The organism is Ruegeria sp. CDSA193 (genome assembly GCF_059611885.1).
Map to the genome: position 1 here is coordinate 423,969 of NZ_JBXWPN010000004.1, position 12,587 is coordinate 436,555.

At 56.2% G+C, this 12,587-nt stretch carries 9 protein-coding genes and 1 tRNA gene; 6 read left to right on the top strand and 4 right to left on the bottom strand.

All coding sequences use genetic code 11. From position 1 onward, the window contains the following. Positions 1-38 precede the first annotated feature (38 nt). Positions 39-2,732 carry a DNA gyrase subunit A gene (gene gyrA / locus AC2FLG_RS10260; protein WP_282021937.1) on the bottom strand — a complete coding sequence of 898 codons (2,694 nt, stop codon included), beginning with the start codon at positions 2,730-2,732 and terminating at the stop codon, positions 39-41. Positions 2,733-2,956: 224 nt separating this feature from the next. On the opposite strand from gyrA, the gene AC2FLG_RS10265 reads away from it, so the two are divergent. After that, on the top strand, positions 2,957-3,226 hold the full coding sequence (locus AC2FLG_RS10265) for an usg protein (RefSeq protein WP_142633572.1): 270 nt from the start codon (positions 2,957-2,959) through the stop codon (positions 3,224-3,226). A gap of 103 nt (positions 3,227-3,329) precedes the next feature. Then, a complete protein-coding gene (locus AC2FLG_RS10270) occupies positions 3,330-4,025 on the top strand; it encodes a lipid-binding SYLF domain-containing protein (RefSeq protein ID WP_496706077.1) in 696 nt (231 codons plus the stop codon). Here AC2FLG_RS10270 and AC2FLG_RS10275 read toward each other — a convergent pair whose 3' ends face one another. After that, positions 4,026-4,979 carry a radical SAM protein gene (locus tag AC2FLG_RS10275; RefSeq protein WP_496706078.1) on the bottom strand — a complete coding sequence of 318 codons (954 nt, stop codon included), beginning with the start codon at positions 4,977-4,979 and terminating at the stop codon, positions 4,026-4,028. It lies immediately after the preceding gene. 163 nt (positions 4,980-5,142) lie between these two features. On the opposite strand from AC2FLG_RS10275, the gene zwf reads away from it, so the two are divergent. The 4 genes from zwf (at position 5,143) to AC2FLG_RS10295 (ending at position 10,648) form a co-directional block, all read left to right on the top strand. Then, on the top strand, positions 5,143-6,591 hold the full coding sequence (zwf, locus tag AC2FLG_RS10280) for a glucose-6-phosphate dehydrogenase (protein ID WP_496706079.1): 1,449 nt from the start codon (positions 5,143-5,145) through the stop codon (positions 6,589-6,591). Further along, positions 6,588-7,259, top strand: coding sequence for a 6-phosphogluconolactonase (pgl, locus tag AC2FLG_RS10285; RefSeq protein WP_142633575.1), 672 nt, complete (start codon positions 6,588-6,590; stop codon positions 7,257-7,259). Before zwf ends, pgl begins: the two co-directional genes overlap by 4 nt. Before the next feature lie 4 nt (positions 7,260-7,263). After that, positions 7,264-8,877 (top strand): glucose-6-phosphate isomerase, encoded by a 1,614-nt coding sequence (pgi, locus tag AC2FLG_RS10290; RefSeq protein WP_142633576.1) that lies wholly within the window; start codon positions 7,264-7,266, stop codon positions 8,875-8,877. Between the two features lie 151 nt (positions 8,878-9,028). Further along, positions 9,029-10,648 carry a long-chain-fatty-acid--CoA ligase gene (locus AC2FLG_RS10295; RefSeq protein ID WP_496700441.1) on the top strand — a complete coding sequence of 540 codons (1,620 nt, stop codon included), beginning with the start codon at positions 9,029-9,031 and terminating at the stop codon, positions 10,646-10,648. Between the two features lie 83 nt (positions 10,649-10,731). On the opposite strand, the gene AC2FLG_RS10300 is transcribed toward AC2FLG_RS10295, so the two are convergent. After that, the gene (locus AC2FLG_RS10300) at positions 10,732-12,195 is read right to left on the bottom strand and encodes a flavin-containing monooxygenase (protein ID WP_496706081.1); all 1,464 of its coding nucleotides are present in this window, start codon (positions 12,193-12,195) and stop codon (positions 10,732-10,734) included. A gap of 317 nt (positions 12,196-12,512) precedes the next feature. Then, positions 12,513-12,587 (bottom strand) — tRNA-Asn (locus AC2FLG_RS10305).

Genomic DNA, 12,587 nt, shown 5'->3' on the forward strand with positions numbered 1-12,587 from the left:
GAAACAGGTTCCACGATCCGCAATTCTCGACGGCCGCGTTACTCTTCGGTTTCCTCGTCACCCTGATCGGCGATCCAGGCGACGCTGACAACCTCTTCGCCTTTGCCGGTGTTGAACACCTTCACGCCACCTGCTGACCGCGAGCGGAACGAGATGCCTTCGATCGGGACCCGGATCGACTGACCCTTGGACGTGGCCAGCATGATCTGATCTTCGATATCGACCGGGAACGACGCCACAAGTGCCCCGCCGCGCATCGCCTTATCCATCGCCGCGACACCCATGCCACCGCGCCCGCGAACGGGGTAGTCGTGGCTGGAGCTCAGCTTGCCCGCACCGCCAGTGGTAATTGTCAGGATCATGTTCTCGGCCGCAGACATCTCGGCATAGCGTTCCTGCGTGATGGTGCCGGGGGTTGCTTCATCCTCATCCGTCTCACCGTCATCGGCGATGCCTGCCACTGCGCGGCGCATCTTGAGATAGGCGGCGCGTTCATCCGGATCAGCTTCAAAGTGGCGGATCACCGACATCGAGACGACACGGTCGCCACCGCTCAGCCTTATGCCCCGAACACCGGTGGATTCGCGTGAGTTGAACACGCGCACATCAGTGGTGCGGAACCGGATTGCGCGGCCCGAATTGGTGACCAGCATCACATCTTCGTCTTCTGAGCAGATGCGTGCATTCACCAGTTCGATGCCCTCGGGCAATTTCATCGCAATCTTGCCGTTGCGGCGGACATTGGTGAAATCCGACAGTCGGTTCCGGCGCACATCACCTGCGCTGGTGGCAAAGATGATCTGCAGGTTTTCCCATTCTTCGTCCGGCACATCCACGGGCATGATCGCCGCGATGGACACCCCGGTCGGAATCGGCAGGATGTTGACAATGGCCTTGCCCTTGCCGGTGCGCCCCGACTGCGGCAGACGCCAGGTCTTGAGCTTGTAGACCATCCCGTCAGTGGTGAAGAACAACAACTGTGTATGCGTGTTCGCCACGAAAAGGTTGGTAACGACGTCCTCTTCCTTGGTCTGCATTCCCGACAGGCCCTTGCCACCACGTTTTTGCGCCCGGAAATCGGCCAGCGGAGTACGCTTGATGTAGCCGCCCGACGTGACGGTCACGACCATATCCTCACGCTCGATCAAGTCCTCGTCTTCCATGTCGCCGGACCAATCGACGATCTCGGTGCGACGGGGCACGGCAAACTGTTCACGAACGCTGCGCAGCTCATCCCCGATGATCGACATGATGCGCTCTCGCGAGGACAGAATATCCAGGTATTCCTGGATCTTACCCGCCAGTTCTTCCAGTTCGTCCGTAACCTCTTTGACACCGATCTGGGTCAATCGCTGCAGGCGCAGGTCGAGGATCGCGCGGGCCTGAACTTCGGTCAGGTTATAGGTGCCGTCGTCGTTCATCATGGACAGAGGGTCGTCGATCAGGCGCAGATAGCTTTCGATCTCAGCCGCGGGCCAGCGGCGGGTCATCAGCTTTTCACGCGCTTGCGCGGCGTCAGCGGATGAGCGGATGGTTGCAACCACCTCATCCACATTCGAAACTGCCACGGCCAAACCGCACAAGATGTGACTGCGTTCGCGGGCTTTGCGCAGGTCGTACGCAGTGCGACGGGCGACGACGTCCTCGCGGAAGTCAATGAAGGAGGTCAGGAACCGGCGCAGAGTCAGTTGCTCGGGTCGCCCACCATTCAGCGCCAGCATGTTGCAGCCAAACGAGGTTTGCATCGGCGAAAAACGGAAAAGCTGGTTCAATACAACTTCGGGCGTGGCATCACGTTTCAGTTCGACCACCACGCGTACGCCGTTACGGTCGGATTCGTCCTGAACGTGGCTGACGCCTTCAATCCTCTTCTCACGCACGGCCTCGGCGATCTTTTCGATCATCGAAGCCTTGTTCACCTGATATGGAATCTCATCAACCACGATGGCATAGCGGTCTTTGCGGATTTCCTCGACGCGGGTCTTCGAGCGAATTATGACGCTGCCGCGCCCTTCCAAATAGGCTTTGCGCGCGCCGGACCGGCCCAGCATTACGCCGCCGGTCGGGAAGTCGGGGCCTGGAACATACTCGATCAGCTGCTCGGACGTCAGATCGGGATCGTCGATCAGGGCGAGGGTGGCGTCGACCACCTCACCAAGATTGTGCGGCGGGATATTGGTCGCCATGCCCACGGCAATGCCGCCAGCGCCGTTGACCAGCATGTTCGGGAACCGTGCGGGCAGGACTGTCGGCTCTCTGTCTTTGCCGTCATAGTTGTCCTGAAAATCGACGGTGTCTTTCTCGATATCCGCCAGCAGAGAGGCGGCGGGCTTGTCCATCCGCACTTCGGTATAGCGCATGGCCGCCGGGTTGTCGCCGTCCATCGAGCCAAAGTTGCCCTGACCGTCCAGCAGCGGCAGCGACATCGAGAAATCCTGAGCCATCCGCACCAACGCGTCGTAGATCGCGCTGTCGCCGTGTGGGTGGTATTTACCCATTACGTCGCCGACCGGACGGGCCGATTTGCGATAGGATTTGTCATGGGTGTTTCCGGTCTCGTGCATCGCGTAAAGGATGCGCCGATGTACCGGTTTCAACCCATCGCGCAGATCAGGAATCGCACGGCTAACAATGACCGACATCGCATAGTCCAGATAGGACGTGCGCATTTCGGATTCGATGGAGACCGTCGGGCCACCGTAAACGGGGCGTTCTGGTGGGTTTTCATCCATATTTTCAGGAACTTCTGGCGTATCGCTCACGTAAACTGCCCGTTCTGTATGCAGACTCTATATCTTGTGGATACACCTTATCAGACCCGGCACATAAGGTGCAAGCAAGCAACCATTTTGCAAGTGAGAAACTCCGGTAACATCACGGTAACATATTGTTAACTAAGGATTAGGGTGTTTTCGTGATACAATAGGGGGACCTTGCAATTAATATTGAGGTCGAAATGGAGCGCAGCGAAACGGAATTGATGCTTAAAGGATATGGGCTGACAACGGCGGAATTATTCTACCACATGCCCGACTATATCCATGTTCTAAACACCTTCATCTGGCAGGAATACGATCTGGCGCCGGATCATCCGAAACTGTTCGAGTTCATTGATTTCTGGCAGCGAGAGATCGAAGGCCCCTTACATTCCGTAAAATTCACCCACCGTAAGATGATCGCGCCCGGAGAGTGGCGCAATCAAGTTGGCGAGTTTCGGGTGAATTAGCCGCCCTGACAGATTATTGGCTGTGTAACGAAAGGGCGTGTTCCATTTGATTTTCTTAGGCTAGGGTCGTGTCCAAACCATTGATCAGCTAAGGAAATGCCGCATGCCCAGAATGTTGCTGTTTGTCGCCGCCGTTTTGCTTGGTGGGCCAGTCGCCGCTGAGGGAGTTTTGGACAAGATCAAAAAAGGCGCGTCAAACGCGGCTGACGTTGTAGGGCAAGGGGCCGAAACCGTTGGCGAGACAATCGATAAAGGCGCGAAAGCTGTTGAGGGTACGGTCGACTCGACCACCGAATTGCTAAGCAATGAGGCCACTCCGGAAGAGACGCGCGCCAAGCTGGACACATTGGCCACGCAGATTCTGGATCAGTTGCTGGCCGAAAATCACGAAGCGCATGCGCTGTACGAGGTCTGTGCCGGCTATGCCGTGTTCGACTCGCGCAAGGTTACGGTGTTTCCAGTCTCGGCTGGGTATGGGCGGGGTGTGGCGGTTTCAAAGGATACCGGCCAGCACACATATATGAACATGGGAACAGGCGGCGTGGGTGGCGCGATCGGCATCGGCGGCTTTGAATCCAAGTTTGTGATCATGTTCGAAACAGCTGCTGATCTGGATAAGTTCATCACTCAAGGCTATGACGCGACCGCCGAAACCGGCGCCATGTACGGCGACGAAAACACGACGGAAACCGTGCGATTCACCGACGGTCGGTCCTTTTTTGAACTGTCCAAGACAGGGTGGCGCGTGGCAGCGGGCGCGTCGGGTACAAAATTCTGGAAATCGCCGGAACTGAACTGATCAACCAGAGCAGCTGGCCCCACCCAGGACGCAGAATTTGGCACAATGTGGATGGTTGAGGTGCACGTCCGCTTCCGCCTCGGCCAGCGTATGCCCCATCTCGAACTCCGGCTCATAAGGCAGCAACGTGCAGGCCAGAACGGCCGGTTTTTCAGCGCCCTTGCGTTTGACCACCATCCGGGCGCTGGCACACATCACGGATGCAGGTGATTTGTTCAGGATACCCCAGCAGGCGGTGGTGATTTCCGGCACTTCCACGGTCTCGTCCATTTCCGGGAAAAGGACCGTTCGCGCAGGGTCATGCGCGTCGATGCCAAACCCGTGGTGGTTGAATAACGTAGCATATCCCTGACGGCTTTTTTCATCGTCCTCGCCCCATACGGTTCTGCCGGCAACAGCCATCCGGAATCCGCCATCGCGTAGCCACTTCATACCTTCCACGGTTTTGTCAAAACTGCCTTTGCCACGTTCCTTATCGTGCAGGTCGGCACGATAATGGTCGAGCGATACCCGCAGCGTCAGTTTCCCAGCGTAGTCGCGCTGAAGTTCAGTCAATCCCTCGCGCATCTTCTGGCGCATCATTGGCCGCATCGCGTTGGTCAGGATCAACACCTCATAGCCGCGTTCCAGCGCCGCGCCTGCCATCTCGATCATGTCGGGGTTCATGAACGGCTCACCACCGGTAAAGCCAATCTCACGCACGGGCCAGTTTCTGTCTTCGATCTGGTCCAGATAGTCCCGCACTTCACCCGCCGAGATATAGACCAACGCATCATTGGTCGGGCTGCTTTCGATATAGCAGTTCACACATTCGATGTTGCACAGAGTCCCGGTATTGAACCAGAGCGTCTCGGGGTTGGTCAACGCCACCGAGGCACGAGTCTGGCCATCCGCTGTCACCAATTTGTTTTGAAACTTGCCGATATTGACGATCTGAGGGGCGTTGTCTTTCATTCCGGTTTCCGGTTCTTTTCTGTTGTCACCTTGAATTAGAGGTTTCAGACCGTTTCGCAAAGTGAGACATGGGTGAACTGACAGAGAATTGATGTCGCGGAAATCCGCAAAAATGGTTGCGCTAACATTGGACATTGAGCATAGGGCAAGGTAAGGAAAACACATGGTTTCTCGCGTCATACCTGTAGACCCCTTTGATCTGGTCATTTTTGGCGGAACCGGCGATCTGGCGCAGGGTAAGATCCTGCCCGCTCTGTTTCGCCGGTTTTGTGCTGGCCAGTGGGCTGAAGGCGCGCAAGTAATCGGGGCGGCCCGAACGGATTACGACCGTGACAAGTTCCGCAATTTGGTCCGCAACTCGCTTGAGGCACATGCCGGACGACACAGTCAGGACACTGCTGCGCTGAACGCGTTTTTGCAGCGGGTTGATTATGTGACATTGGATGCTGTTGCGGATCATGGCTGGGCCGAGCTTGCGCAGAAACTTCAGCCGGATCGGGTTCGGGCGTTCTATTTTTCGGTGGGGCCGCGGTTGTTTGGCCCTCTGGCGGAACGGATCGAGGCTTATGATCTGACTACGCCGCAGACGAGGGTCGTGGTTGAAAAACCCTTTGGCCATGATCTGGAAAGTGCGCGGGCTTTGAATGCCACGCTGGCCGCGCATTTCAGGGAAAGTCAAATCTATCGAATCGACCACTATCTGGGCAAGGAAACCGTCCAAAACCTGATGGCTGTTCGGTTCGGCAACATGTTGTTCGAACCACTTTGGAACAGCCAGTATGTCGACCATATCCAGATCACCGTAGCCGAATCCGTCGGAATTAACGGCCGTGAAGAGTATTACGAGCGCGCAGGCGCAATGCGCGACATGATGCAGAACCACCTGATGCAGCTTTTGTGTCTGATCGCCATGGAACCTCCGGCCAAGTTCGACCCGGATGCGGTGCGTGATGAAAAGCTCAAGGTCATTCGCGCTCTGGACCCGGTAAAGCCACATCATATCGTGCGGGGGCAGTTTGAGGGCGAAAGTTCAAGTTACCGCAAAGCCGTTGGAAATCCGCGCTCGACCACGGAAAGCTATGTGGCGCTGCGGGCGCATATCAGCAACTGGCGATGGGCAGGAACACCGTTCTACTTGCGCACGGGCAAGCGCCTTGTGGCCCGGTCTTCGGTGATCAATGTGATGTTCAAAGACGCGCCGCACTCGATCTTTGGAGCGGATGCCGGGCGTCATGCGAATGCGCTGTCGATCCGCCTACAGCCAAATGAGGGCATCACGCTGAAAGTGACGATCAAAGAGCCCGGGCAAGGCGGTATGCGTTTGGTCGACGTGCCCCTGGATATGAGCTTTGCCGAGGCATTGGGCGCCGAGAACCAGGACCCGCCAGACGCCTATGAACGTCTGGTGATGGATGTGATCCGAGGCAATCAGACGCTGTTCATGCGCGGTGATGAGGTCGAGGCCGCCTGGGCCTGGACAGACCCGATCATCGCAGGATGGCAGGCGCGTGGCGACGTGCCGAAACCTTATGAGAGCGGCAGCACCGGACCGGGCGACGCCGAGCTGCTGATGAAACGGGACGGTCGCCGTTGGCAAGGGATAAACCCATGAAAATTCAGGAATACGCCGACCGGGATATGCTAGCCATCGACGTGGCCAATGCTATCGCCGGAGATCTTGAGGCGGCGCTGCTGCATCACGATCTGGTCTCTTTTGCTGTGCCGGGCGGTACCACACCCGGGCCGGTCTTTGACGGATTGTGTGCCGCTGATTTGGATTGGGACCGGGTCCGAATTCTGCCAACGGATGAACGGTGCGTGCCCAGCGACAGCGATCGCGCAAATGCGCGGCTGATCCAAGAGCGTTTGCTGACCAATCGCGCCTCGGTCGCGCAATATGTGCCGCTGTATCTGGATGGCAAAGATCCGGAATCGGTGCTGCCCGAAATTGAAAGCTTGATTGCGCCTGTGCTGCCTCTTTCGGTTCTCATGCTGGGTATGGGCGAAGATATGCACACCGCCTCGCTGTTTCCGGGGATGGACGGGTTGGCGGCCGCATTGGACGGGCATGCGCCACCTTTGGCCGTGGCCCGACCCGAAGTTCAGCCCGAGGCGCGGATTACATTAACGGCTCCGGTCTTGGACGGCGCATTGTCTAAGCATCTGGTGATTTTTGGGGAAACCAAACGCAAGGCGCTGGACCGGGCCATGTCCCTGCATCCCAAAGAGGCGCCGATTGCTGCTGTGTTGGGCGGCATGACGGTCCATTGGGCGGAGTAGAGTTATGAACCTGGATACTCTCAAGGCATTTGCGTCAGATGGCGGTCGTTCCATTTTGGACTTGTTCGAACAAGACGTGGATCGGGCACAGGTTTTCTCGACCTCAACGGGCGATATGCTGTTTGACTATTCAAAGACGCAGATTGACGCAGATATTCGCGCAGCCCTGATCCGCCTATGCGACGAGGCGGGGCTTGCCGACAGGCGCGACGCGATGTTTGCAGGTGCCAAGATCAATGAAACCGAAGAACGCTCGGTTCTGCATACGGCATTGCGGAATCTGGATGGCGGTCCGGTCGACGTGGATGGTCTGGATGTCATGCCTGGCGTTCTGGATACGCTGCAGCGGATGCGTGTCTTTGCCGAAGAGGTCCGAGGGGGTGCCGTGTCCGGGGCAGGGGGCAGCTTTACCGATGTGGTGAATATCGGAATTGGTGGGTCTGATCTGGGACCGGTTATGGCTACGCATGCGCTGGCTCCGTATCACGACGGGCCGCGGCTACACTATGTCTCGAATGTAGACGGGGCACATATTGCCGATGTTCTACGGCAGCTGGATCCGACGCGGACACTTGTGATTGTCGCGTCCAAGACGTTCACGACCATTGAAACCATGACCAATGCCCGCACCGCGCGCGCCTGGATGGTCGATGGCGGCGGGGAGCCGGCCCGACAGTTTGCTGCGGTTTCCAGCGCTTTGGACAAGACTCAGGCCTTTGGCATTCCCGAACAGCGCGTGTTTGGTTTCGCCGATTGGGTCGGCGGGCGTTATTCGGTTTGGGGGCCTGTGGGCCTGCCGGTGATGATTGCCGTAGGCTCGACGGCCTTTGACGCGTTTTTGCGTGGTGGACAGGCAATGGACGTGCATTTTTGCGCCGCCGATTGGTCCGAGAATATGCCGGTGATGTTGGCTTTGACCGGTGTCTGGCATCGGCAGGTTCTGGGATATGCCAGCCGGGCCGTGCTGCCATACGATCAGCGTCTCCTGCGCTTGCCCGCATATTTTCAGCAGCTCGAGATGGAGTCGAATGGCAAATCCGTTGCCATGGACGGCAGTGCGCTGACCATTCCTTCGGGTCCGGTGGTCTGGGGTGAGCCTGGTACCAATGGTCAGCATGCGTTTTATCAGCTGATCCATCAGGGCACAGACGTTATCCCTTGCGAATTCATGGTCGCTGCCGAGGGACATGAACCCGAGCTGACCCACCATCACCGTCTGCTGCTGGCCAACTGTCTGGCCCAGTCCGAGGCGCTGATGCGCGGCCGATCGCTGGACGAGGCGCGGCAGCGCATGGCCGACAAAGGGTTGACGGGTGAAGAATGCGAACGTCAGGCCCGACATCGGGTGTTTGCTGGCAATCGTCCCTCGACCACGCTGATGTACCCCAAGCTAACGCCTTTTGTTCTGGGGCAGATCATCGCCCTGTACGAGCATCGCGTATTCGTCGAAGGGGTCCTGTTGGGGATCAACTCTTTTGACCAGTGGGGCGTTGAACTGGGCAAGGAACTGGCGACTTCACTGGGGCCAATCGTGGACGGTGCAGAAGGTACCGAGACCAAAGACGGGTCAACCGCCGCCCTTGTTGCCTATGCCATGTTGCACCGGGAAACCGAATAAAAGCCAGCTTTGCAGCCCTTGCATGACGCATTCTTCTATTGTCAGACAATTAAATGCTTGGCAGGATTTCTTTTGACCGCGCCAACAGTCAAAGATGCGTGGCAAACAAGAAGGTGCTGCAAAAAGCGGCCCCGACACAGGGAGGATGTCCATGCTGGGACAAATGATGACGCAACCGTTGCTGATCTCGTCACTGATCGAGCATGCCGATCGCTATCATGGCCAAACCGAGATTTATTCTGTCGAAACTGACGGCAGTTTAACTGAAACAAACTGGTCGCAAGTCGCCGAAAACGCGCGAAAATTGGGTTCTGCACTGTTAGGTCTTGGGCTGGAACCGCACGCTCGGATAGCGACATTGGCATGGAACAACCGCCGCCATCTGGAAATTTACTATGGCACTTCGGGTGCTGGATTCGTGTGCCACACCGTAAACCCCAGGCTGTTTCCAGAGCAGCTGACCTATATCATCAATCATGCGCAGGACCGGGTTCTGTTTTTCGACGCCACATTCATCCCGCTTGTCGCCGCTTTGAAGGACCACCTGACAGAGGTGCAGCATTTCGTGTTTATGGGTCCGCGGAATGATGACGCAATCGTGCAGGTTCCAGGGGTGCAGTTCTATGATGAGCTGATCGAAACCGGTGATTCCGGCTATCAATGGCCCAGACTGGACGAAAACACAGCCTCAAGCCTTTGTTACACCTCGGGCACAACCGGAAACCCCAAGGGGGTGCTCTATTCCCATCGCTCGACAGTTTTGCACAGTTTTGGGTCCAACACGCGTGACGTGATCGGGTATTCGGCGATGGATGTGGTACTGCCAGTTGTACCGATGTTCCATGTGAACGCTTGGGGATCGCCGTACGCTTGCGCGATGTCGGGGTCTCGGATGGTATTACCGGGACCAGATTTGCATGGCGAGGCATTGGTCAATTTGATTGACAACTATGGGGTGACACTGGCCATGGGTGTGCCGACGATCTGGCAGGGTCTGCTGGCCTCTGCCAAGAAGTCGGGCAGTCAACTGTCCAGTCTTGAGCGCACAGTTATTGGTGGGGCGGCATGTCCGCCGTCGATGATCGAGACGTTCCGCGAAACCTACGGTGTTGATACAGTCCACGCCTGGGGGATGAGCGAGATGAGCCCGCTGGGAACCGCGAACCAGCCCTTGGCGAAACATGGAAAACTGCCCAAAGAAGAGCAGTATGGGCTTCGGGAAAGTCAGGGCCGTCCTTGTTATGGGGTCGAATTGAAAATCGTTGATGATCTCGGCAATGAGCTTCCGCGCGACGGTGAAACACAGGGAGACCTGATGGTGCGCGGATACTGGGTATTGGACAGCTATTTCATGATGCAGGATCAGGGTCTGTTGCAAGACGGTTGGTTTGCCACTGGCGACGTGGCGACACTGGACCCGGACGGGTATATGACGATCCGAGATCGCTCAAAGGACATCATCAAATCCGGCGGTGAATGGATCAGTTCGGTCGAGCTCGAAAATATCGCGGTGGCACATCCAAAGCTGGCAGGCGCAGCCGTTGTAGGTGTGCCGCATCCGAAATGGGACGAACGGCCCGTTCTTGTGGCGGTGAAAGCCGAGGGGGCAAACCCAAGCGAAGAAGAATTGCTGGCGTTTTTTGGTGGTAAGATCGCCAAGTGGCAGATCCCGGACAGGGTAGTCTTTGTGGACGCGCTGCCACTGAACGCGACTGGCAAGATCCTGAAACGCAACCTGCGGGAAGACTTCAAAGGTCTGCTGAGTACCTAGCGCAAGATCACTGGTCTGGCAGACACAAGCGAGATGGTTTGCCGGGTTTTCTGACTTCGCGGCGAACGTAGATCTATAGCCCCTCAGCCTTCTGAAGTTCCACGCCTGAAATCTGCCAGTTTGGGTTTCCTCGTGCGCCTGAAATACTCGAACGAACTGCCTGGCCAGTTGGTGGTTATCCGCTCGCCATCTTTGTAATAGCTGCGCTTGATCCGCGCCCACTGACTTTTGGCAAGACGCTGTTGCATCTCGTCATCGAAACGCAATGCCGCCTCAGGTTTTACTTCGATCGTGCCGTGATCGGCCGCCTTGATAAGTTGGATGACAAAACCGATTTGCGCTTCGATCATGGCCAGTACCGTCGTGTGGCCAAGGTTTGTGTTTGGTCCGTAAATAATGTGCAGATTGGGGAATTTGGGAACCGAAATACCAAGATAGGCCCGCGCACCACCCTTATCCCAAACATCGCGCAACAAGATACCATCACGTCCCTTGATATCAATAGCTTGCAGGAAGGGGTTGGATTGGAACCCGGTGCCAAGAATGACCACATCATGGTTGCGTTCGGTACCGTCTGTGGTCTTGATCCCATCTTTGGTGAAACAGTCGATCCGCTCCGTTACCAGATCAACCTTATCCTGGTTCAGGGTCTGATAGTAGCTGTCCGAGACCAAAAGGCGACGCGCGCCGGGCGGGTATTTGGGCCGAAGCGCCTCGCGCAGTTTTGGGTCCGATATCGTCTTTTCCAGATGCCGGTTCAGTATGTTCTGCATCAGCATCTCGTGCAGTTTCGATCCTTTCATGACTGGAAAGATCTTGAATTCATTCTCGGCCCAAAGGCGGAAGCGATAAAGTTTTTGAAGGAAGGGCATCGAACGCATCAGCGACTTGAAGCTCTCGCCATAGGTCTTGTTGCCTTTGGGCATGACCCAATTTGCCGTGCGTTGATAAACTGTCAGAATGTCTGCCTGTTTGGCGATCTCTGGGATGAACTGCAGCGCGCTGGCTGCATTTCCAATCACGGCAACTGATTTGTCCTTCAGGTCGATATCATGGCGCCATTCGGCAGAATGGAATATGGTTCCCCCGAAGAGCTTCATCCCCGGTATCCCAATACGGTTGGGAAAGTGCAACTGACCAACCGAGCAAACCACGTGGCGGCAGAGATAGGTTTCATCTCCATTGCCCTTGGTCGTTACAGTCCACATTTCACTTGTCGGATCGAAGCTTGCTGAAGTGACGGCGCAGCCAAGGCGTAAATGCGCGATCACTCCGAATGTTTCCGCACAATCCCGGATGTAATCCAGAATCTCTTTCTGTCCCGACCATTTTCGGCTCCAGTCCGGCGTTTTGCTGAAAGAGTAAGAATACAAATGCGAGGGCACATCGCATTCCGCACCGGGATAGGTGTTATGCTGCCAAGTGCCCCCAAAATCAGTGGCCTTGTCGAGTATTGCGAAGCTGTCGATTCCCGCTTGTCTGAGCTGGTAGCCCATACCAATGCCGCCAAAACCAGCACCTATGATCAAACAGTTCACCTGCTTCATGATACTTCCTTATGCTCGTATGTCCGTTTCGCGACTTGCCAGTGGCGTTTCTGATCTGCCTGGTTTGGCTTTGGGACAAGCGTGACCGGCATAAAATCTTCTTTCAATTTATCTCAAGTTCACCTGAGCCTGCTAATAACTTGGGCCCAGACTAAGTCCTTCAATGCAAATGTAATTGGGAACTTATCCCTCAACTTTGGGTTGAAGGGAATGGAAAAATTAGAAGATGAACCTTTGAAACCGTTTATCATCTGCCCTGAGTTATGGCGCACGGCCTGAAGCAGGGTGTTTCTATAGTCGTAAAGATTTTGGAAGATTGGCTCCGGCGGTAGGGATCGAACCTACGACCAATTGATTAACAGTCAACTGCTCTACCGCTGAGCTACGCCGGA

Excerpts from the sequence above, each read along its gene's own strand:
- gyrA (WP_282021937.1), bottom strand. The coding sequence starts at position 2,732 with ATGGATGAAAACCCACCAGAACGCCCCGTTTACGGTGGCCCGACGGTC.
- AC2FLG_RS10275 (WP_496706078.1), bottom strand. The coding sequence starts at position 4,979 with ATGAAAGACAACGCCCCTCAGATCGTCAATATCGGCAAGTTTCAAAAC.
- AC2FLG_RS10295 (WP_496700441.1), top strand. The coding sequence starts at position 9,029 with ATGCTGGGACAAATGATGACGCAACCGTTGCTGATCTCGTCACTGATC.
- pgl (WP_142633575.1), top strand. The coding sequence starts at position 6,588 with ATGAAAATTCAGGAATACGCCGACCGGGATATGCTAGCCATCGACGTG.
- AC2FLG_RS10265 (WP_142633572.1), top strand. The coding sequence starts at position 2,957 with ATGGAGCGCAGCGAAACGGAATTGATGCTTAAAGGATATGGGCTGACA.
- zwf (WP_496706079.1), top strand. The coding sequence starts at position 5,143 with ATGGTTTCTCGCGTCATACCTGTAGACCCCTTTGATCTGGTCATTTTT.
- pgi (WP_142633576.1), top strand. The coding sequence starts at position 7,264 with ATGAACCTGGATACTCTCAAGGCATTTGCGTCAGATGGCGGTCGTTCC.
- AC2FLG_RS10300 (WP_496706081.1), bottom strand. The coding sequence starts at position 12,195 with ATGAAGCAGGTGAACTGTTTGATCATAGGTGCTGGTTTTGGCGGCATT.
- AC2FLG_RS10270 (WP_496706077.1), top strand. The coding sequence starts at position 3,330 with ATGCCCAGAATGTTGCTGTTTGTCGCCGCCGTTTTGCTTGGTGGGCCA.